We start from the raw sequence: 17,389 nt of genomic DNA on the forward strand, positions 1-17,389 counted from the left end.
CCATGCTGCCGAGCGTCGACATCCAGTGTCCCTACTGCGGCGAGACGATCACCGTCCTCGTCGACGACTCGGCGGGCGAGCAGCACTACATCGAAGACTGCCAGGTGTGTTGCAAGCCCATCGTGTTCGACGTCGCCTTCGACGTCGATGGCGATCCGATCGTGCGGGCCTCGTCGGAGGACGAGGCCTGATTCAACTTCAGCGCTGCGGCTCGGGCCGCGCGTTGGATCGGGAATGCGACTTGTGTTCGTCGCGGGTCACGAAGCCATCTGCGTTCGCATCCATCGCGGCGAATGAAGCGCTGAAGCCGGCATCGCGATCGGCTTCGGTCGAGCTGATGCGTCCGTCCTTGTCGGCATCCAGGCTCGAGAACGTGTCGCCGCTCGCCGCGGGCGCGGCGATGGTCGCGGCGGTCGGCGGTGTCTGCGCGAACGCAGGCAACGCGACGGCGAGCAACAGCAGCGATAACGACTTCATGGGTGCCTCAATGGCGAGTCGCCGCGTCGTCGTCCTCTTCTTCCTTGAGCGAGAACGGTACGTGGCGGCCCTGCGCGCCCTGGTTGGCGATGGCGTCGCGCTGGCGGTCGCGCTGCGTGTCCTGCGGCGAATCATGGTTCGCCATCGACTGCGGCGAACTCTGCTGTGCGGCAGGTTGCGATCCGACCGTGCGGGACTTCGAACGTGGGGTGTGACGGGGGGTTGCCATGGGGGAGTCCTCGGGAGCGCGTTGGTGTCTGCGACCCACTGTGGAGAGGCAGCCATTAACGCCGTTGCATGGCCGATGTAAAACTTTCGTAAGCCGGCGCCGCCGGTCGTCTGCGCCTCATCAACGGCGTTCGCGCGACGATGACGCGCAGAGGGGGACGCTCGCGAACGCCGGCGAAAAGGCCTGAAAACAAGCCCAACGCCAACATGCTGCACACCGCCGCACGCGATTACCGCAATTCGCGCGCCGGTTGGTTAATGCGGTGTGGAGGCGCAAACCGGCAGGTCGCGGAGATTCAGATGCTTGGGCGCAAGGTGCATACCGTCGCCGAAAAAGCCTGACGCATCTGGCGCGACGTTTGTTCCCCCATGGAGACCGACGAATGAATCTTTTCAATCGCAAGCCGCTTTACCTCGCCCTGGCGCTGACGCTGGCCGCTCCGCTCGCCATTGCGCAGAGCACGACGCCGCAGACCGCGACGCAGGACGCCACCAACGCTGCCACGACGGCAACGCAGGACGCAACGAACGCCGCGACGCAGGAAGCGACCACTGCCGCGACGCAGGACGCCACTGCTCAGACGCAGTCGGCCATGCCGCAGCAGGGTGAGCCGGAGAAGAAGAACTGGTCCGACCTGGACGTCGACAAGAACGGCACGCTGAGCGCGACGGAAGCCGCGTCCGTGCAGAACCTGTCCTCGGTCTTCGCCAAGGCTGACGCCAATGCCGACGGCGAGCTGACGCAGGACGAATACAAGGCTTACCTCGCCGCGAACGGCAAGGGCGAAGCCAAGTCGGATTCGGGCGGCTGATCCACTGCGCACGCAGTATCGCTCCCGAGTCGAAGCGCGCATGAGGCTCGCTTCGAAATAGTGGCGCACCATCCGGCTGGTTCCTTCGGGGCCAGCCGGATTCACGCCGCAAGGCACACAGACGAGGACCCCAATGAACACCACGCTCCGTAGCCTGACCGCAGTCGCCATCGTCGCCGCTTCGCTGACGCTGGCCGCTTGCGCGCACGACAAGGAAACGACCACCGAGTCGACCAGCACGACCACCACGGACTCGTCGGGCACGACGGGAACGACTTCGACCGACACGACGACGTCTTCGTCGATGCCGACGTCGGCCAGCACGGCGGGCGCACCGCCGAGCACGCCGTAAAGAATTCGGCCGGCCCAGGGGTGCCGGCCGGTGCCTTGAAGGCGACGACGAGTACAGGGCGGCTTCGGCCGCCCTGTGTCGTTTTCGTACACTGGTGCGCCCCGTGACGCACGCGCCCATGTCTCCTGCTTCCGCTCCCGATGCCTCTTCCATTCGCCTGGTCGGCTTCGACGGCGACGACACGCTGTGGCGCAGCGAAGACTATTACCGCGGTGCGCAAGGGGATTTCGAAGCCATCGTCGGTCGTTACGTCGACCTGGCCGATGCGCGCGCGCACGAACGCCTGTACGCCGTCGAGAAGCGGAACCTCGCGTTGTTCGGCTACGGCGTCAAAGGCATGGTGCTGTCGATGATCGAAGCCGCGGTGGAAATCACCGACGCGCGCGTGACCGCGAGCGACCTGCATCGCATCGTCGCGCTCGGCAAATCGCTGCTGCAGCATCCGGTGGAATTGTTGCCGGGCATTCGCGAAGCGGTCGAAGCGATCGGTGCGCAATACGAATTGGTGTTGATCACGAAGGGCGATCTGTTCCACCAGGAAGCGAAGGTGAAGCAGTCTGGTCTTGCGGATCTGTTCCGCCGCATCGAGATCGTGAGCGAAAAGGATCCGGAAACCTACGCGCGGTTGTTCGACGAATTCGAACTGCAGCCGCAGCAGTTCGCGATGGTCGGCAACTCGTTGCGCTCGGACATCGCGCCGGTGATCGCGCTCGGCGGATGGGGCGTGTACATGCCGTACCACGTGACGTGGGCGCACGAAGCCGAAGCGGAAATCGCGGACGACGAACCGCGCGTGCGTCGCGTCGCGCAGGCCAGCGAATTGCCCGAAGCCGTGACCGACATCGCACGCGCGGCGGCTTCGCTGAATGGCCGCTAGCGCGCGCCGGAACGGTTAGACGTCCGTTAATCGAGGCCGTCGCATCGTCGGCAGCAGGATCCGCATCAGGGCGGATCGAAGGGAGAGTCACCATGTCGACGCTGTCGAAGTCCATCGCACCCGCGGTGTTCGCGGCGGGGTTTGCTTTCGCTGCGCTGCTGCCGACGCCGGCGCGCGCACAGGACGACGTGACGCGCGTCATCGTCGATGTCGCCGATGTCGTGTTGCGCAGCGGCCAGCCGTATTACCGGTACGGCAATTACCGGGACCAGGATCGGTTGATCGTCGTGCGCGATCGTTACGGGCGCCCGATCTACTACCGCGTCGTCGATCGCCGTTGGAACGACGATCGCGATCGTTACGTGTATCGCCCCTACGGCCCGCCGGTCTATCGCGACGACTACGACCGGACCGCCCGTCGGGTGAAGTGCAACAAGCACGGCAACTGCACGGTCTCCTATTACGACCCGCAGTACGACCGGCGGGGTGCCGGCGCTTACAACCGCCACCACGCACCCGTGCGCTATTGGGATGGCTATCGCTGGCGGACGCGGGACCGTTGATCGCCTGGCGGCGCGAAGACGGTGCCTCCGGGCGCCGTCTTCACCGGCTATACCGATCCGGTGCTAGCCTCCGCGCACCGATCCCCCGTAGGAGTCCTGCCATGCGCCGTCTCCGCCTCATCCAGATCCTCCCGCTTGCGCTCGTCCTCGCCTCACCCATGGCGATGGCCGCGGGCAAGACCGATTGCAAGCTGAAATTCAGCCTCGCCGGCTGGTCGGCCTTCTACAAGACCGCGTCGGGCGACGGCACGATCACCTGCGACAACGGCCAGAAGATGGCGGTCCACATCGTCGCCAAGGGCGGCGGGCTGACCGTCGGCAAATCCAGGATCGACAACGGCACCGGCGAGTTCTCCGGCGTCAAGGACATCAAGGAATTGCTGGGCAGCTATGCGCAGGCCGAAGCCCACGCGGGCGCTTCGAAGTCCTCGGGCGCCAGTGCGATGACCAAGGGCGAGGTGTCGCTCGCACTCGCCGGCACCGGCGAGGGTTGGGACCTCGGCATTTCCTTCGGCAAGTTCACGATCTCCGCGAAATAACGCCCGGCCTCACTCGGCGCGATGGGCGTGATCCTCGACGACGGGCGCAGCCTTGTAGGTGCGCCCCAGGTCGGAATTGAGTTTGCCGGCCACCCAGCCGATGGTCGCGAACCACCCCACGACGATCAGCACGAGCACGGCGACTCCCCACGCATGGCGGCGCAGGAAGGCGAAGGGCGAAAGATGCAGGCGCATGGCTCGGTCCCCGATGACGTCGCCATGCTCCGCCCGCCTGCGTCGCGGCCGTGTGCACACGCCACCCGCCACAATGGCCGCATGGACGCGATCCGCCGCTTCCGGTCCTTTTTCCTCCTGCCGGTGTTGGCGGCCGCGATGCTTGCCGGCTGCGGCGACGGCGGCGCGCCGGGCGCACCGACCGCGCGCTTCGAATCGCCCGACGCGGAATTGAGCTGGCAGGGCGTGCTCGCCTGCGCCGACTGCGACGGCATCGACACGCGCCTGCGCCTGCAGCGTGGCAACGGCGTCGTCGCGCAGTACGAACTGGTCGAGGCCTACCTCGACGGCGAGGGCGCCGAGTACTTCCACGAAGCCGGCCGCTGGCGCCGCGACGGCCGCATCCTGCGTCTGCAGGCGACCTCGGGCGGCGAACGGCTCTATGCGATCGACGGCACCGGCAACCTGGTCGTCGTCGACCGGCGCGGGCACGCCGCGGGGCCCGGCCGGGTCCTGGCGCCGGCCGGCCCGCCCAGCCTGTGACGCGCTGCTCGTAACCGCAAACCTTTCAGAACGTATTCAGTCCGTGCGCCCACACTGCGGGCATCGCAGCCACACCGCAGGAGGCACCGTGCGTCATTCGATCAAAGCGCTCTCGCTCGCTCTCGTCCTGGCCGCCGCCGGCCAGACCGCACACGCACAGGACTTCACCTTCGGCTGGAACCCGCGCAGCGGCGATGTGTGGATGGACAGCTGGCTCGGCGACATGAATCGCTACGGCCAGCGCTATCGCGATCCCTTCGTCGACGAAATGGTGCGCTACCACGGCGCGCCGCGCGACCTGGTCGTCGACCTGATCGGTCCGCGCCGCTGGGCGCCGGGCGATGTGTGGATGGCCTGCAACATCGCGTCGATCATCGGCCGTCCGTGCCGTTACGTCGTCGACGTGTACGAGCGCGACCACGGCAACGGCTGGGGCAACATCGCCAAGCAACTGGGCATCAAGCCGGGCTCGGCGGAATTCCATCGCCTGAAGAAGGGTTTCGTGCCGACCTACGACCGTTGGGGCCGCACGATCGTGCTCGACGCCGATCTCGAACGCGCGTATCCGAACCACGGCAAGAACAAGTCGAAGTCCAAGTCCAAGTCGCAGGCGAACAACGGCCACGGCAACAGCGACAAGGGCCATGGCGGCGGGAAGGACAAGGGCAACGGGCACGGCAACGGCAAGGGCAACGGGAAAAAATGAGCGCGTCGCCCGAACGCGTCGTGCATCGCGGCGGCTGTCATTGCCGCCGCGTGCGTTTCGAAGTCGATGCACCTGCGGAAATCGAAGCGCTCGACTGCAATTGTTCGATCTGCCGCATGACCGGCTTCCTGCACCTGATCGTGCCGGCCGCGCGCTTCCGCCTGTTGTCCGGCGAAGCCGTGCTCACCGAATACACGTTCAACACGGGCGCGGCGAAGCATCGGTTCTGTTCGGTGTGCGGCGTCAAGGCGTTCTACATTCCGCGCAGCCATCCCGACGGCGTCGACGTGAACGTGCGTTGCCTCGACGTTGGCACGGTGGAATCGTTGCGCATCGTTCCCTTCGACGACAACGACCGCGACGCCGCAACGGCCGCGTTCGCACACCTCACGAACGAATGAACGGCGCTTCACGCCGCTGAATCGAAGCTGGCTTTGCGCGTCTATTGCTGGCCTGTGATCGAACCGCGGATCGTTCGATGTGGAATGTCCTATCCGCAATCCGCCAAAGCGCAGGGCGTCAACGTGAACGTTCGCCTCGACCCCGTCGACCGCGAAGAGCTGCGCAAGCTCACCGAATCCATCACCGTGCGCCACGCGGTCGACGTGCATGCCATGGCGCGCATGGTCGAACGCGGTTACGCGTACAAGGTCCTGGGTGGCTGGGAAATCACCGAAGCCGGTTGGGTGGCGCTCGAGCGCGCACGCATTCCGAACGCGCTGAAGTGATTCGAAGGAAAAGAGGGAGCCGCCGGCGCAGTTTTCAGGGAGAGGGGGGTCTGCGCCGGCCGACGGGCTTGATCGCGCGTCTCTTCGGCTCCGGCCTGCCGATGTGCTCGGCAGGTGCATGCAGTTGAGCATCGCGCATGCGCCGCGACCATTGTCCCTTGGTGCACGCGCATACACACGCGGGACGAAAAAGAAGGGCCGGTTGCATCCGTGCAAACCGGCCCAGGGGAAACGCGAATTTCGATCAGCGCATCGATGAAGCCGGAAATGCGTCGGCGCTCATCCCTGCGCGTTGCGAGGCAGCGGCCGCATCGCGTTCGACGAGATAGTCCTTGACCATCTGGTACGACTTGGTGCGCGAGATGCCGAACTCCAGCACGAGCGTCTTCGCGAACACGCTGCGCGGGCTGCCCCGCGTGATGAGTTCTTCCAGGCGGCGCAGGATCAACTCGCGTCCCGGCGTCTCGTTCTTCACCCACTGCTGGTATTCCTCGACGATGCGGCCCGCGATTTCGTGCGCATCCTCCAGGTCGTGTTGCAAGCGGTGCAGGGCCTGCTCGAGGCTCCGCACGCGCTTTTCGAAGTAGTCCAGGTCGATTCCCATTGTGTGTCCCCGTTGGCGTTGGATCGCCGCGACAGGAAACCGTGTCCGCGCGTGCGCGAACATTGTCCGCACGGGCAATTGCCCGAAGGTGCCGGGGAAGATTGCCCGGCAGGTCGAGGGCGAAAAACGAAAACATGACGCGCGGACTGCTATATCGACCCGCTCGCCCCGCGCCCAGGCACCGCCCATGGCCATCCTCGAAGCAGGCACGCCCGCTCCGCCGTTCAAATTGCACGTGACACCCGATCAGGTGCTGTCTTCGGATGAGCTACGCGGCAAGCGTTACGTGCTCGCGTTCTATCCGGCGGATTTCAGCCCCGTGTGCGGCGACCAGATGGCGCTCTACAACCAGATCCGTTCGGAATTCCACGGCCGCAAGGCAGAGCTGTTCGGTGTCTCGGTCGACGGCGTGTGGTGCCACCAGGCATTCACCGAGGCACGCAACCTGCATTTCCCGCTGCTTTCGGACTTCGAACCCAAGGGCGACATGGCGCGCGCATTCGGTGCGTACCGCGAAGGCGAGGGCGTGTCCGAGCGCGCGTTGTTCGTCGTCGACGAGAACGGAACGATCGCGTGGAGTTACTGCTCGCCGATCGCGGTGAACCCCGGCGCGGACGGCATCCTCGACGCACTCGATGCCATGGACGGGAGGAAGACATCATGAGCCTGCGCATTCCGGTCGGTGCGCGCGACCACGTGTTGGGGCGCGAAGATGCATCGGTGACCGTCGTCGAGTACGGCGATTATCAATGCCCATATTGCGGCGCCGCGCAACCGCAGGTGCGCAAGGTGCTCGATCACTTCGGCGACGAGATTCGTTTCGTCTTCCGCCACTTCCCGCTGACCGAAGTGCATCCGATGGCGGCGATCGCGGCGGTGACCGCGGAGTTCGCCGGCGTGCACGGGCAGTTCTGGGCCGCGCATGAAAAGCTCTATGCCAACCAGGCGCGGCTGGGCCCGGAGTTGTTGTTCGAGATCGTGCAGGGCCTGGGATTGGAGCCTGCGGAATTGAAGGCCGGCATCGACGCGGACACCTGGACCGAGAAGGTGCAGGAAGATTTCAACGGCGGCATCCGCAGCGGCGTGAACGGCACGCCGACGTTCTTCATCAACGGTGCGCGCCATGACGGGGCGTACTCGTTCGAATCCCTGTCGCAGGCCATCGAGGCGGCCCGCGGCTAGCCCGCAGTAGAATGGCGGGCCGATGAATCCGACGCCCGCCATCGACCCCGCGCAGCTGCGCCTGTCCGTCGCTCCGATGATGGATTGGGAGGATTCCTAGCGATTCCATGAGGTTACGCGGCCCTTGGTGCAGCCCCGGTACACCGGGACTCCCACCAGTCGCCAATCTGCTGCGTATCGAACACCCCGCCAATCAGCGCAGGAAGGTCGCCACGGGCCACCTGGTTGCGGACCGTCTTCTCGGTCACTGACGGCATAAAGGCCGCCTTGAACTGCGCCAGCGTCATCGTGGGACCGTACTGGATCAGCAGCACCTTCGACGTGGAAATCCGGTCAGCCATTCGTCTGATCCTCGGGTGCGCGCTGAGGGGTGGCACGTCGCTGCGCTTCCTCAAACCAGCAGTAGCGAATCCAGTTGATGTACGTGACGACTGGATGCGAGCCGCAAGCGATGCGGCCTCCGGGCCTGCGCTGGCAGTGCCAATGCGCGCCGCGACGGCGAAGGTGAGGCTTCTGTTTGCAGAACGCCTCTCTCGCGAAGAAACCGCCGAGAGTGGACGGCCTGTCCATCAAGCGAATCAAATCACCCATCCTGGCGGCCCCCATTGGTATTGGCAGCCTCACGGGCCATGTACTTGTCGCACGCCTCGCGTAGCGTCCGGCCGTTCGATCCCTTGCCCCAAATCATCTGCACGGGCAAATATCGCTCGCGGTTCGTCATGCCGGAAAACGTCCGTTCGATGTAGTCAAGCCGCAGCGCATCGCGTTCGGCTTGCTCGGCGCGGGCGATTGCGGCGTTTCGTTGGTCGGCCAGTTGACCGAGCCTGATCGTCGCGGCGCCGTAGTCGCGTTCGAATTTCTCGCACCGCTGGCGCAGGGCGGCGAGTTCGGATTGCAGGGTTCCGCGCGCGGCGTCGAACCGCTTTAGCAATTCCTCGTCGATTCCATAGGGGCCTTCGCCCCAATAGTCGCCAGCGCGTTCGTATTCGTCGCGCAACTCGCGCAGCGCATCTTGCGGGAGGTCAGTCATGGGAACCTTCCTGCGTAGCGGCGGCGAGGGCGGCTTCTAGTTCGTCGGCGCACGTGTCGATGGCGTCCAGTGTTTCCGTGTGAACGTCATTGAACGCGAGGTCATCGGCACGCTCGCGCCACTTCACGACCAGCGCCGACACCCGCTCCACCGCATCCGCGCCAACGGGGGCGGCAGGTCGCAGGCGCTCGGCCCACGCGCGCTCTTGTCCGCGCGTCGCGCCCATGCACCCGCAATCGCGTCCGTTGCAGCAGATCGGCTCGTCGTCATCTTCCGCCCCAGCCTGCTCCGTGGCGGGCGAGGGCGCGGCGGCTTCGATTGTGCAATGCGGGCAGTCCTCCGGCAGCATCGCGTCCAGGGCCTTGTAATCCGGGTCGTTGCGCTCAATGCCGAGAGTCGCGTCGTCGAGGTCGATGGCGTTGTCGAGCATGTGCCAGGCGCGCGCCTCGATCTTCCGCAGTCGCGCCAACTCCCCATCACGCGGCGAGGCGGCAGGGGCGGTGAGCGCGGAGAATGCGTCAGCGATTGCGTGCTTCGTTGCGATGCAATGGTCGAATTGGTCCGGCGTTGCGGTCAGGATGAGGGCGTTCAGTGCATCCATTGCGCGCTGCACTACGGCCGCCCCCTGAGTGGCCCACGGGGTAGAAGTCGTGCCGCCCATCAGCGAGCCTCCCTAAGTGCCGCGCGCTGCGCAGCGTCGCGTTCGTCCATCGCCTCGGTGGACGCGAACCCGTAGGCAAGGTGACAATTGCACTCCGCATCGCCGGGGCGAAGGCAGGCGCAAGATTCCGCGTGGTCGGCGGCCGTTGTCAGGTTGTCGTATTGAGCGGTCATGGGGCCTCCGGGAGTTCTTGCCAGTGGGTCGGCTGCATTTCTTCGCTTGCCATCTCGGCGATCACGGAATCGCGCCAGTTCCAGCCGCCAAACGAATCAGCCCAATATCCGACGACCTGAGCGGGCTCATCATTCGGCGTGTAGAGCCAAAGGTCGCGGCCATCCTTCGGCGCGGTCTCAATCGGTTCCCACTTCATTCCCATCCTCTCCTTGAGTGCGCCGGTTAGGCGGCTGCGTAGGTTGCCGAGCGCGGCAGCACCCGAGCCGGGTCCGTCTCGCTCACCGCCCACGCGGCGTTCTGCTTGACGCGCACCAGCGGCGGCTGCACAACCTGCATCGCAGCGGCATCGGCCAACGCTTGCCGCGCCACGTCGAGCCGCGCACACAGCGCGCCGATCAGGATTTCGGCATTCGTCAGCGGGTCGTCGTGCAGCTTCGGCAGGCTCGACCCGTCACCGTAAAAATCGCTCACGTTCCTCTCCTTGAGTGCGGACTGCGGAATTAGTCCCAAAACTCGCGGCGCCACTCTTCCCATACGTCCACCGCGCACTCCTGAACCGGTGCGCCGTACCCGTACATGAACTCAATGAGCCAAGCCACGCCCACGAACATTGGGAACAGCGGCAGGATTACGACGCCAAGAGTTCTGAGCAAAATTGTTCCCATGTCCATGAATTAGCCTCGCTTGAATATGGTGAGTGCGGACTGCGGTTAGACGTGGGTCAAAACAGCACATCGTCATCGGCGAATTCCGCCGCAGCCTGGACGGGCTTGCTCTCGCTGCCTTGCCTGTCCTTGCGCTTGATTTTGCCGCTCAGGAACGGCCCCTTGCTCCCCTGCTTGATCCATCCGTCAATGAAGTATTCGACCCCATCGACGTTGAGCGTGCCGGAGCGATCCGGGCGCTTGTCGTTGCCATCCTTGTCGTTGACGAAGAGAGTGAACGTGTTGGTGTTGTCGTAAGCCATTTCTTAGCTCCTGATCTTGGAAAGGGTTTCATCGACCAATTCGATGAAGGCGGCGCGGCGGTCTTGCAGGCGTTTCAGTTCGTCGGCGCACTGGTCACGCGTCAGGCGGTAGACGTAGAGCTGGCGACCCTCGGGGAAGTCCGAGCAGTAGGAAACGAAGTCCACCCAATCGCGGCCGGTGCAGTCGAGGTGGCCGACCAACTGCCAGCGATACGACGGGTCGAAAGATCCGCGCCGAAGCGTGGCGTAGTGGGTCTTGGCGATGACCGCCTTAATCTCCACCACGCCATCACCGGGCAGTCCGTCCGGTGAGTCGCCCCAGCGGCCCCAGCAGAAAAATCCGCCATTGCCTACGTCGGTGAACGTCTCTTCCTCGTACAGCATCCGCGCCACAGGCTCCTGTTCGTGGCCGCGCTCCATGTGTTCGTTGCTAAAGCCGTTCTCAGCCTTCCGGCCAGTTTCGATTTCCAGCGCGAGTTGCAGTGCGTATTCCTTCGCAGGCTCGCCCCACGCCTTGCCATCGTTCGCCATGAAGCAGGCAAACTTAGAGGCGGTGGCCTTGCCGAGTCGCAGCGCCTGCCACTCGTCCGTGTTCTGTTCAACGTCGTGGAAGATCACGCGGCCTCCGACTGCTGCGCGCATTCGGCAATCAACTGCGCCTGGTGTTCGGGGCTCAACTCAACGCGACCCAGCACGGCGTCCAAGTTGCCGTCGCGCAGGAACGCAGCCTTCGCGTTGGCCCAGCCCTTTTCGTTGGCGGGGATCAACTGCTTGCGACCCGGCGGACGCGGGCTGATGCGCAAGCCCTCCACCGTGTCCTTGCCGAACTTGACGGACGGGTCCACGTAGACCGTGACGCGTACGTCGTTCCAGTCGTCGATGAACGCCGAGCCCGTGAGCTGCTTCATGGTCTTGGAGTTGGTGGCGTTGAGGATCATGGGCTTGAGCGGTTCGCCCGGACGCAGCTCCTTCTCCACGAAATGCGCCGTGTTGAACTTGTCCTTGGTCTTCTTCGTGCGGTCGCCAGCCAGCTCCACGCGCTTGATCGTAAGCGTGGTCGGCTCGGTAATGTCCGCGCTCGACAGATACGGCGAGTCGAACGCCTTGCGGTAGTGGGTCTTGTCGGTGTTCACGGTGACTCTCCACAGGTCTGCGCGACGAACGCGCACCATTCGGAATCGTTCTCCGGCGCCAGGCGCCCGTACATCGGATGCTCGCGATTGCGCCATGCCTGCATGTCGTTCGCGTACACGTGGCGGGCAGCCTCGTCGTGGGTTGCGCCGCTGGCGACAAGGGCTTCGTAGTAGTCGCTCACAGGTGCATCCCCTTTCGGTTCTCGTACATGTCCATCGCTACGCCGCCCACCAGCCACACGAGGGCGATCAGCAGGAGGAAGTGGGTGCTGATGAAGTTCATGGCTGCGTTGCCTTCGCGATGAGCGTATGCAGGTCGATGCCACCAACGCTGTCCGCGCCGCCCTCAACAACTGCGACAAGCGCATCCAGCATTTCGGGAGCAGCGGCGATCAGGCGCGCGTTGGATTCGGCGTCGTGCAGTCGCCCTCGTTCCAGCGAGACGACGCACAGACCATGAACGTCCTCAATCTGAAGCGGGTTCTGCCATTCGGGGATTTCGCTATCGCGCAGAGTCCACGGGCCTTGCGAATGGGCGCTCATTTCCGCGCCCTCCGCTCACCACAAGCCATCGCCGGAGGCTCGTCGCCCAGCGCCCTGTGCATCCGCCCGATGCGTGCGGTTTCTTCCGCGTAGCGCTTCAGCTCCGCTTCGTTGGCCGCGTACAGCAGGCTCATCACGTCGCGGATCAGGGGGTCGTTCGCCAGACCGAGTTCTTCGGCGGCTGCGAGGTAGGTTTCGCGGCTCATTCTTCTGCTCCGGTTCGTGCAGCGTCGTCGTAGGCTTCGCGCGAATCAGCCAGGATTCCCTCGCGATACTCGTCAGCGACATTCGGGAAGTACGCGCGGGCCAGCTTCGCCAGCAGTTCGTCCGGCAACCGATAGCGCGCGTAGTCCGCAAGCTCGGCGTCCGGCAGTGCGAGCAGCCAGCCGAGCGCGTCGTCGGTGCTGTCGTAGGCGGGGGAGAGGTGGTGGTATCTGGACATCAGATGTCTCCTACGTGCGCGAGTGACCGGCGCGCGGTGTCCGCGATTACATTGAATGTCGGTGTATGGCGGCGCTCGGCCACCGCGAGAATGGCGCGCATGTCCGCGATCAGCTCTCCGACCGCGACGGTTGCTTCGACAAGATCGTCGTCGGCAACGCCCCACGCCTCCTTCTGATCGTCAATCAGGCGCCGCATCACCGCCAGCACATCAACTTTGCGCTCGGTGTTCACAGGCCGTCTCCGTTCGATTCGTATGCGCGGCGCATCACGCACGCCGCCTTATGCTGCAAAGCCCACAGGTCCAGCGCGGCTTGCGTCATCGGGGATTCGCTGCGCTGGGTGACATGCGCGAAGCCTGGCTCGACGCCTTCGGGGATGTGCGGTAGCGCGCGGAAGTCGCTCATGGGACTTCTCCGTCGATGTATGCGCCGATGGCTGCATCCGGATCGCGGCCTTCGTCAATCGCCCGCAGGCCAATCGAAACGATCTCCGGCGGGTAACCGAACAGGCCGGTCTGCCGTTCGATTGCGATGCACAGTTCGGTATTCCCGCTGACCATCGCGTTGATGTAGCGATCAGAGAGGACGCTCACGGACGCACCACTTGCCAGAGGCACCACAGCAGCGCGGTCGCAATCAGCGACGCCCACACAAGGGCGGGAATGTCGTAGCGGGGGTCTTCGTGCTTGCCGTGATCGCTGCACTCAGCGCCGGAGAGGTGGGCGGTGTTCATGCGTCACCTCGCACGTGCTTGAGTGCAGCGCGGAGAGCGATCATTCCCTCGCCTGTCCTGCACAGGTAATCAACCCGCTCGATCAGCTCGGCCACGGCGGCTCGGGCGTTCGCAACGTCGTCGGCGATATGCGCCATCACGTCGTCGGAGAGTTTCGATTGTGCGGAGATGGTGCGACGCGCGCCGTCCATTACCGCCAGAACGTTCACGGGGCTCATGCGGTCTCTCCCGCGTGGTCTTCGATTGCCGGGACGTTGATCGCCAGCACAGCACTCGCAAGCCGGATGGCGTCGCCGTAACGGGTGTAGGTGTTTCCGCCGTGATCCAGCGCTTCAGCGTGCTTGCGGCACTCCGCAGCGGCTGCGCCGAGAGCGGCGCGATATCCGGCTTGGTAGCCGCGCTCGAAAGCACTCATGCGCGCGCCTCCCTACGAATCGCTCGGCCACGGAGGACCGCGTAGTCGTGCAGGCGGGTAGCCAACACGCCAGCGATGGAGTTAGTGCGCGGCGTCCTGACCTCATTGCACAGGTCCAGCCACGCCCACACGATCTGGCGCTCGCACTCTTCGACACTCGGTCGATAGTTGCGGCGGTACGGAACTCGCGTGCCTTCCATCTCTGCCAACCCTCGCCCGCTTCAGCTGCGGGCTATGGGGCTAGTAAACACGATGTTCAGTAGAGAGTCAACAGACCGTTTAGTCGAGCCGACGAACGGCGCGGCTGTTTAGGTTCCTGAGCAATAAAAAAGCCTCGCGGGGGCGAGGCTCGTCGGTCTAGCGCTTGAACAGGGAGGTCAGGTCTTCGATAGCGACCTAATGGCGATGGGGCAGGTAGCCCGGATGATCGCGAATTCCGCCATGAAGACCCGCAGCTTGCAGATCTCGTCGTCAGTCAGTGGCGGTACGGTGCGAAGGGCGGGCGTCGGGAACAACTCGACAACCTTAGCTTCCTGCGGAGGTTCCCCCAACATCGCCAGGCTCGTGTGCATGGTATTTCCCCTGTTCGTCATCATTGAAAATCTGCGCGATCAGGTCGGCCATCATCTCTCCAGCGGAGAGGCGTTCGTAAAAATCCCGCAGCCGAGTCGCAGCATCCAGCACTCGGAGTTTTTCAGGCTTGAGCTTGAACTCCAGCGCCTCAAGCACCCCCAGTGCTTGTGACAGCATATGCACATCCAATCTCGCTATACGAGACCCTTTGGGACCATTCGGTTGTGGATGGTTTAGGTCGGTGCTGACTCGTTCAGCGGGGCCGTGTCCCTCCTGCAACCAGTCGATGTTCGTTCTTGGTAGCAGGCTGCGCACCCGAGGTATTGATGGTGCGCCAATCTTCCCCCGCGACCGCCACTGATAGACCAGTTGTTGACCATTGGGACCGAGCAAGCCCGCGAACGTCACGTTCGTGAGCCCGTTCATGGCCAGCGCCGCGTCGAGGCGGGAACTGAAGTCTGTGGAGTCAACCATTTGTTTATTTTCGGCCCTGCCGTTCATCGGAGGCAATGAACAAGACGTTGACTCACTACTGAACACTGTGTTTAGATGCCCGTATGAAACCTAACGGGCAAAGCGCCATCGACCGGGCCATCCGGTCCGCCGGGACTCAAGCAGAACTGGCCCGCCGACTCGACCTCGCAGCTCAGCAGGTTTGGTTCTGGACCGAACGCGGCTGGGCCAGCCCGAAGTACGCACTGAAGATCGAGCAGGCGACGGGTGTTCCGTGCGCCGAATTGATCGCGGACGTGGGTAAGAAGCGCAAGCGGTTGAAGTGACTTCATGAGGCGGACTCCGTTGGGGTTCGCCTTCTTTTTTACCTAAAGGGTCGTCGGAAGTTATCGGAAGAAAGTGGAGGTCACCGGAAGCCCATGAAACAAGCACTTCTTCGCGGTTTTGGCGCCTCGTATCTGACCGGCGCAGAAGCCCCCGTCGATATGCCCGATGACGTGGTGACGCTCTGTGTCGCCAGCGATCAGCCCGAGGCCACCGCCATCCGTTTGAGCATCGCTTACGCCAAGCGTCGCTTCGGCTATCGCCAGATCGACATTGCGCGTCTGTGCGGATGGCGCCAGGACAACCACCTGTCGTCCTACGCCAAGGGCGCTGCGTACATGCCGGTCAAGCACTACGACCGATTCGCGCAGGTGACGGGCTGCAACCTCAGGGAGCAGGTGCAGCAGCGCATCGCGCTCAACGCCCGCCTCAACGGCAAGGAAACCGAGAACAAGCGCGAAGAGGCGGCGTTGCTGCTGATGCTGGAAGTCGCGCCTGCCGAACAGCGGAGGGTCGCATGAGCGTCTACACCTTCCAGCCGACTCCGCACGCGATCAAGCGTTGGCAGGAGCGTTTCCCGGGGCGCGACATGGCGGGCGAATTCAACGCTGCTAAGCCCGCGCCGCGAAAGGTTCGCACGCTTATCACTAAGCACGGCTTGGGCCGTCGCCCCGGCACCTACTACGTGGTCGCGCCGTGCGGGGCCGTCTTTGTCTGCCACCAAGCACGACGTGGCTTCGTCGTCACCGTCTTGCCAGACCCGAGGTCAAAAGCATGAACGCACAACTGAAAACCGAATTCGACCTTTCCGATTTCGTGATCGCTCTCCCGAAGTGGCTCACGCAACCCATCGAACGCGCCACCGACGACGAAGCAGGCCGGTTGGCGATGCTGGATGCGATGGACGAGACGCGGGGCCTTCCGCAATGAGCATCGCAACGAAGCTGGAAGAAGCGCTGGCTAATCCATACGACTTCAAGGTGTGGCTCTCTTTCGCCTTCAATGAGGGCCACGAAGTTCTAGCTCTCGTGAAAGCGATGGAGTCGGCGCCGATTGTGGAAATCGACGGCGAGGGGCCTGACGTGGCGCTGATCGCCAACGGTAGTTCGTTGGATAACGCGATTACCAGCGCTCGCGTGTGTGCCATGCACGGCAAGCGCGTCGCGCTGGTGGAGCCGCCGAAATGAGCGACCCGTGGAAGGAATACCGCAAGGCCATGTGCTTCCGCATCGCTGACGACCTTCGCGCTGCGGCACTCCAGGCGGACGAGTGGGGCCACGAGCTGCGCGAGAAGGCTCTGGCGCAGTGGGCCGAGCGCAACCCGTACACCACGCAGGCGGTGGCCGAGTGGATCGAAAACGTGGGGATGCGGCGCCCATGAAGAACTTCTTCCTCTGGCGCCTCCTGCTCAGGCGCACAGCACCCCGAGCAGACCTTGCCGAACGTCGCGCGAAGGTCGCGTGTCGATGTTGCACGACAGGGAAGGCGATGGAGTGGGTGCGGGCGAATTGGGTTGTGGCGGGGATTGGGAAAGGGGAATGACGTGACGGAACCGGATGTTTTCTACGCGGACTGGGACGACCTCGGAATCCCCGAGAACGCCAGGAAGGGCTGGGCCGCAGCGTGCGGGCGCTACTTCGCCAGCGACCCGCTTCAGTTGTGGGAGCGTCACGAAATCGACTGGGGCGAGCAGATCGCCGAACGCCATCACGCGCTGTACTCGCTGTTCAATTGCGGCGTGGAGAGCCCCATCGAACAGACGATGGCTGGTTGGTTGTGCTGGCTTGACGCCGACTTCTTCGGCTTCGTCGATGCCTGCCACGAACCCTGGTTCGACGACGACTACCGCTGGGGAGAGGACGAGTGGGGCTATTCGGTCATGCCGCAGGTTCAGGTCGGCTCGTACCGCGTTGACTTCCTGATCCTGGTTCGCGGCTTCAAGGGCAAGCGCCGAATCGCCATCGAATGCGACGGCCACGATTACCACGACAAGACGAAAGAGCAGGCGGCCCGAGACAAGAAACGGGACCGCGACCTGCTGCTGGCTGGCGTCTCCGTCATGCGGTTCACAGGGTCCGAGATCTTCAGGGATTGCGAGGCGTGTTTCCTCCAAATCCAAGAAGCGGTCTGCAAAGCATCTTGCGAAGTGATGTAA

Annotated in this window: 44 protein-coding genes; 20 read left to right on the forward strand and 24 right to left on the reverse strand. The window is 64.0% G+C overall.

Annotation, left to right across the window (positions count from 1 at the left end; translation table 11 throughout):
- Positions 1 to 2 precede the first annotated feature (2 nt).
- Positions 3 to 191: a CPXCG motif-containing cysteine-rich protein gene (locus tag GN331_RS04735; RefSeq protein ID WP_156640696.1), complete on the forward strand. Its 189-nt coding sequence runs from the start codon at positions 3 to 5 to the stop codon at positions 189 to 191.
- Positions 192 to 198: 7 nt separating this feature from the next.
- Here the strand turns inward: GN331_RS04735 and GN331_RS04740 are convergent, their stop codons facing one another.
- Positions 199 to 477 carry an EF-hand domain-containing protein gene (locus GN331_RS04740; RefSeq protein WP_156640697.1) on the reverse strand — a complete coding sequence of 93 codons (279 nt, stop codon included), beginning with the start codon at positions 475 to 477 and terminating at the stop codon, positions 199 to 201.
- 7 nt (positions 478 to 484) lie between these two features.
- Complete coding sequence (locus tag GN331_RS04745; RefSeq protein ID WP_156640698.1) at positions 485 to 706, reverse strand: hypothetical protein; 222 nt, start codon at positions 704 to 706, stop codon at positions 485 to 487.
- 206 nt (positions 707 to 912) lie between these two features.
- On the opposite strand from GN331_RS04745, the gene GN331_RS16885 reads away from it, so the two are divergent.
- The 6 genes from GN331_RS16885 to GN331_RS04770 all read left to right on the forward strand — a co-directional run bounded on the left by GN331_RS16885 (position 913) and on the right by GN331_RS04770 (position 3,848).
- On the forward strand, positions 913 to 1,047 hold the full coding sequence (locus tag GN331_RS16885; protein ID WP_269448186.1) for a hypothetical protein: 135 nt from the start codon (positions 913 to 915) through the stop codon (positions 1,045 to 1,047).
- A 41-nt stretch (positions 1,048 to 1,088) separates the two neighbouring features.
- Positions 1,089 to 1,517: an EF-hand domain-containing protein gene (locus GN331_RS04750; RefSeq protein WP_156640699.1), complete on the forward strand. Its 429-nt coding sequence runs from the start codon at positions 1,089 to 1,091 to the stop codon at positions 1,515 to 1,517.
- Between the two features lie 133 nt (positions 1,518 to 1,650).
- Positions 1,651 to 1,869, forward strand: coding sequence for a hypothetical protein (locus GN331_RS04755; protein ID WP_156640700.1), 219 nt, complete (start codon positions 1,651 to 1,653; stop codon positions 1,867 to 1,869).
- A 118-nt stretch (positions 1,870 to 1,987) separates the two neighbouring features.
- Positions 1,988 to 2,746 carry an HAD family hydrolase gene (locus tag GN331_RS04760; protein ID WP_156641245.1) on the forward strand — a complete coding sequence of 253 codons (759 nt, stop codon included), beginning with the start codon at positions 1,988 to 1,990 and terminating at the stop codon, positions 2,744 to 2,746.
- Positions 2,747 to 2,838: 92 nt separating this feature from the next.
- Positions 2,839 to 3,309, forward strand: a complete 471-nt coding sequence (locus GN331_RS04765) for a hypothetical protein (protein ID WP_156640701.1) — start codon at positions 2,839 to 2,841, stop codon at positions 3,307 to 3,309.
- Between the two features lie 101 nt (positions 3,310 to 3,410).
- Positions 3,411 to 3,848 carry a hypothetical protein gene (locus GN331_RS04770; protein WP_156640702.1) on the forward strand — a complete coding sequence of 146 codons (438 nt, stop codon included), beginning with the start codon at positions 3,411 to 3,413 and terminating at the stop codon, positions 3,846 to 3,848.
- A 9-nt stretch (positions 3,849 to 3,857) separates the two neighbouring features.
- Here the strand turns inward: GN331_RS04770 and GN331_RS16505 are convergent, their stop codons facing one another.
- Positions 3,858 to 4,043, reverse strand: coding sequence for a hypothetical protein (locus GN331_RS16505; RefSeq protein WP_197426997.1), 186 nt, complete (start codon positions 4,041 to 4,043; stop codon positions 3,858 to 3,860).
- Between the two features lie 81 nt (positions 4,044 to 4,124).
- On the opposite strand from GN331_RS16505, the gene GN331_RS16510 reads away from it, so the two are divergent.
- The 4 genes from GN331_RS16510 to GN331_RS04790 all read left to right on the forward strand — a co-directional run bounded on the left by GN331_RS16510 (position 4,125) and on the right by GN331_RS04790 (position 5,999).
- Positions 4,125 to 4,565, forward strand: a complete 441-nt coding sequence (locus GN331_RS16510; RefSeq protein WP_197426998.1) for a copper resistance protein NlpE N-terminal domain-containing protein — start codon at positions 4,125 to 4,127, stop codon at positions 4,563 to 4,565.
- An 88-nt stretch (positions 4,566 to 4,653) separates the two neighbouring features.
- Positions 4,654 to 5,271 (forward strand): hypothetical protein, encoded by a 618-nt coding sequence (locus GN331_RS04780; protein WP_156640704.1) that lies wholly within the window; start codon positions 4,654 to 4,656, stop codon positions 5,269 to 5,271.
- On the forward strand, positions 5,268 to 5,672 hold the full coding sequence (locus GN331_RS04785) for a GFA family protein (RefSeq protein WP_156640705.1): 405 nt from the start codon (positions 5,268 to 5,270) through the stop codon (positions 5,670 to 5,672). Before GN331_RS04780 ends, GN331_RS04785 begins: the two co-directional genes overlap by 4 nt.
- An 84-nt stretch (positions 5,673 to 5,756) precedes the next feature.
- A complete protein-coding gene (locus GN331_RS04790; RefSeq protein ID WP_156640706.1) occupies positions 5,757 to 5,999 on the forward strand; it encodes a hypothetical protein in 243 nt (80 codons plus the stop codon).
- 244 nt (positions 6,000 to 6,243) lie between these two features.
- On the opposite strand, the gene GN331_RS04795 is transcribed toward GN331_RS04790, so the two are convergent.
- Complete coding sequence (locus GN331_RS04795; protein WP_156640707.1) at positions 6,244 to 6,603, reverse strand: hypothetical protein; 360 nt, start codon at positions 6,601 to 6,603, stop codon at positions 6,244 to 6,246.
- Between the two features lie 187 nt (positions 6,604 to 6,790).
- On the opposite strand from GN331_RS04795, the gene GN331_RS04800 reads away from it, so the two are divergent.
- Both GN331_RS04800 and GN331_RS04805 read left to right on the forward strand, forming a co-directional pair.
- Positions 6,791 to 7,267, forward strand: a complete 477-nt coding sequence (locus GN331_RS04800; protein ID WP_156640708.1) for a redoxin domain-containing protein — start codon at positions 6,791 to 6,793, stop codon at positions 7,265 to 7,267.
- Entirely contained in the window at positions 7,264 to 7,785 is a 522-nt protein-coding gene (locus GN331_RS04805) for a DsbA family protein (RefSeq protein WP_156640709.1), read from the forward strand. Before GN331_RS04800 ends, GN331_RS04805 begins: the two co-directional genes overlap by 4 nt.
- 113 nt (positions 7,786 to 7,898) lie before the next feature.
- On the opposite strand, the gene GN331_RS04810 is transcribed toward GN331_RS04805, so the two are convergent.
- The 20 genes from GN331_RS04810 to GN331_RS04905 all read right to left on the reverse strand — a co-directional run bounded on the left by GN331_RS04810 (position 7,899) and on the right by GN331_RS04905 (position 14,931).
- Complete coding sequence (locus GN331_RS04810) at positions 7,899 to 8,126, reverse strand: hypothetical protein (RefSeq protein WP_156640710.1); 228 nt, start codon at positions 8,124 to 8,126, stop codon at positions 7,899 to 7,901.
- A gap of 242 nt (positions 8,127 to 8,368) precedes the next feature.
- On the reverse strand, positions 8,369 to 8,815 hold the full coding sequence (locus tag GN331_RS04815; protein WP_156640711.1) for a hypothetical protein: 447 nt from the start codon (positions 8,813 to 8,815) through the stop codon (positions 8,369 to 8,371).
- Positions 8,808 to 9,416 carry a hypothetical protein gene (locus tag GN331_RS04820; protein WP_156640712.1) on the reverse strand — a complete coding sequence of 203 codons (609 nt, stop codon included), beginning with the start codon at positions 9,414 to 9,416 and terminating at the stop codon, positions 8,808 to 8,810. Before GN331_RS04820 ends, GN331_RS04815 begins: the two co-directional genes overlap by 8 nt.
- A 59-nt stretch (positions 9,417 to 9,475) precedes the next feature.
- The gene (locus GN331_RS04825; protein ID WP_156640713.1) at positions 9,476 to 9,649 is read right to left on the reverse strand and encodes a hypothetical protein; all 174 of its coding nucleotides are present in this window, start codon (positions 9,647 to 9,649) and stop codon (positions 9,476 to 9,478) included.
- Positions 9,646 to 9,846: a DUF551 domain-containing protein gene (locus GN331_RS04830; RefSeq protein WP_156640714.1), complete on the reverse strand. Its 201-nt coding sequence runs from the start codon at positions 9,844 to 9,846 to the stop codon at positions 9,646 to 9,648. The genes GN331_RS04825 and GN331_RS04830 overlap by 4 nt, the downstream gene beginning before the upstream one ends.
- A 26-nt stretch (positions 9,847 to 9,872) precedes the next feature.
- Complete coding sequence (locus tag GN331_RS04835; RefSeq protein ID WP_156640715.1) at positions 9,873 to 10,121, reverse strand: hypothetical protein; 249 nt, start codon at positions 10,119 to 10,121, stop codon at positions 9,873 to 9,875.
- 250 nt (positions 10,122 to 10,371) lie between these two features.
- Complete coding sequence (locus GN331_RS04840; protein WP_156640716.1) at positions 10,372 to 10,617, reverse strand: hypothetical protein; 246 nt, start codon at positions 10,615 to 10,617, stop codon at positions 10,372 to 10,374.
- Between the two features lie 3 nt (positions 10,618 to 10,620).
- Entirely contained in the window at positions 10,621 to 11,235 is a 615-nt protein-coding gene (locus GN331_RS04845) for a YqaJ viral recombinase family protein (RefSeq protein WP_197426999.1), read from the reverse strand.
- Complete coding sequence (locus GN331_RS04850) at positions 11,232 to 11,750, reverse strand: hypothetical protein (RefSeq protein ID WP_197427000.1); 519 nt, start codon at positions 11,748 to 11,750, stop codon at positions 11,232 to 11,234. Before GN331_RS04850 ends, GN331_RS04845 begins: the two co-directional genes overlap by 4 nt.
- Positions 11,747 to 11,932: a hypothetical protein gene (locus tag GN331_RS04855; RefSeq protein ID WP_156640719.1), complete on the reverse strand. Its 186-nt coding sequence runs from the start codon at positions 11,930 to 11,932 to the stop codon at positions 11,747 to 11,749. The genes GN331_RS04850 and GN331_RS04855 overlap by 4 nt, the downstream gene beginning before the upstream one ends.
- Positions 11,933 to 12,029: 97 nt before the next feature.
- Complete coding sequence (locus GN331_RS04860) at positions 12,030 to 12,293, reverse strand: hypothetical protein (protein ID WP_156640720.1); 264 nt, start codon at positions 12,291 to 12,293, stop codon at positions 12,030 to 12,032.
- A complete protein-coding gene (locus tag GN331_RS04865) occupies positions 12,290 to 12,499 on the reverse strand; it encodes a hypothetical protein (RefSeq protein WP_156640721.1) in 210 nt (69 codons plus the stop codon). The genes GN331_RS04860 and GN331_RS04865 overlap by 4 nt, the downstream gene beginning before the upstream one ends.
- Positions 12,496 to 12,735: a hypothetical protein gene (locus GN331_RS04870; RefSeq protein WP_156640722.1), complete on the reverse strand. Its 240-nt coding sequence runs from the start codon at positions 12,733 to 12,735 to the stop codon at positions 12,496 to 12,498. The genes GN331_RS04865 and GN331_RS04870 overlap by 4 nt, the downstream gene beginning before the upstream one ends.
- On the reverse strand, positions 12,735 to 12,968 hold the full coding sequence (locus GN331_RS04875) for a hypothetical protein (protein WP_156640723.1): 234 nt from the start codon (positions 12,966 to 12,968) through the stop codon (positions 12,735 to 12,737). The genes GN331_RS04870 and GN331_RS04875 overlap by 1 nt, the downstream gene beginning before the upstream one ends.
- Entirely contained in the window at positions 12,965 to 13,141 is a 177-nt protein-coding gene (locus tag GN331_RS04880; protein WP_156640724.1) for a hypothetical protein, read from the reverse strand. The genes GN331_RS04875 and GN331_RS04880 overlap by 4 nt, the downstream gene beginning before the upstream one ends.
- On the reverse strand, positions 13,138 to 13,329 hold the full coding sequence (locus GN331_RS04885; RefSeq protein WP_156640725.1) for a hypothetical protein: 192 nt from the start codon (positions 13,327 to 13,329) through the stop codon (positions 13,138 to 13,140). Before GN331_RS04885 ends, GN331_RS04880 begins: the two co-directional genes overlap by 4 nt.
- On the reverse strand, positions 13,326 to 13,469 hold the full coding sequence (locus GN331_RS04890; protein ID WP_156640726.1) for a hypothetical protein: 144 nt from the start codon (positions 13,467 to 13,469) through the stop codon (positions 13,326 to 13,328). The genes GN331_RS04885 and GN331_RS04890 overlap by 4 nt, the downstream gene beginning before the upstream one ends.
- Positions 13,466 to 13,687, reverse strand: a complete 222-nt coding sequence (locus GN331_RS04895) for a hypothetical protein (protein WP_156640727.1) — start codon at positions 13,685 to 13,687, stop codon at positions 13,466 to 13,468. Before GN331_RS04895 ends, GN331_RS04890 begins: the two co-directional genes overlap by 4 nt.
- Positions 13,684 to 13,884 carry a hypothetical protein gene (locus GN331_RS04900; RefSeq protein ID WP_156640728.1) on the reverse strand — a complete coding sequence of 67 codons (201 nt, stop codon included), beginning with the start codon at positions 13,882 to 13,884 and terminating at the stop codon, positions 13,684 to 13,686. Before GN331_RS04900 ends, GN331_RS04895 begins: the two co-directional genes overlap by 4 nt.
- Positions 13,885 to 14,409: 525 nt before the next feature.
- Positions 14,410 to 14,931, reverse strand: coding sequence for a hypothetical protein (locus tag GN331_RS04905; protein WP_156640729.1), 522 nt, complete (start codon positions 14,929 to 14,931; stop codon positions 14,410 to 14,412).
- An 83-nt stretch (positions 14,932 to 15,014) separates the two neighbouring features.
- On the opposite strand from GN331_RS04905, the gene GN331_RS04910 reads away from it, so the two are divergent.
- From GN331_RS04910 to GN331_RS16965, 7 genes are all read left to right on the forward strand, one after another.
- Positions 15,015 to 15,236, forward strand: a complete 222-nt coding sequence (locus GN331_RS04910; protein WP_156640730.1) for a YdaS family helix-turn-helix protein — start codon at positions 15,015 to 15,017, stop codon at positions 15,234 to 15,236.
- Between the two features lie 93 nt (positions 15,237 to 15,329).
- On the forward strand, positions 15,330 to 15,755 hold the full coding sequence (locus GN331_RS04915; RefSeq protein WP_156640731.1) for a hypothetical protein: 426 nt from the start codon (positions 15,330 to 15,332) through the stop codon (positions 15,753 to 15,755).
- Complete coding sequence (locus GN331_RS04920) at positions 15,752 to 16,012, forward strand: hypothetical protein (protein WP_156640732.1); 261 nt, start codon at positions 15,752 to 15,754, stop codon at positions 16,010 to 16,012. The genes GN331_RS04915 and GN331_RS04920 overlap by 4 nt, the downstream gene beginning before the upstream one ends.
- The gene (locus tag GN331_RS04925; protein ID WP_156640733.1) at positions 16,009 to 16,164 is read left to right on the forward strand and encodes a hypothetical protein; all 156 of its coding nucleotides are present in this window, start codon (positions 16,009 to 16,011) and stop codon (positions 16,162 to 16,164) included. The genes GN331_RS04920 and GN331_RS04925 overlap by 4 nt, the downstream gene beginning before the upstream one ends.
- On the forward strand, positions 16,161 to 16,421 hold the full coding sequence (locus tag GN331_RS04930; protein WP_156640734.1) for a hypothetical protein: 261 nt from the start codon (positions 16,161 to 16,163) through the stop codon (positions 16,419 to 16,421). The genes GN331_RS04925 and GN331_RS04930 overlap by 4 nt, the downstream gene beginning before the upstream one ends.
- Positions 16,418 to 16,615 (forward strand): hypothetical protein, encoded by a 198-nt coding sequence (locus GN331_RS04935; protein ID WP_156640735.1) that lies wholly within the window; start codon positions 16,418 to 16,420, stop codon positions 16,613 to 16,615. Before GN331_RS04930 ends, GN331_RS04935 begins: the two co-directional genes overlap by 4 nt.
- Positions 16,616 to 16,777: 162 nt before the next feature.
- A complete protein-coding gene (locus GN331_RS16965; RefSeq protein ID WP_156640736.1) occupies positions 16,778 to 17,389 on the forward strand; it encodes a DUF559 domain-containing protein in 612 nt (203 codons plus the stop codon).

This window comes from Noviluteimonas gilva, from assembly GCF_009740395.1.
Classification (GTDB): Bacteria; Pseudomonadota; Gammaproteobacteria; order Xanthomonadales; family Xanthomonadaceae; genus Noviluteimonas; species Noviluteimonas gilva.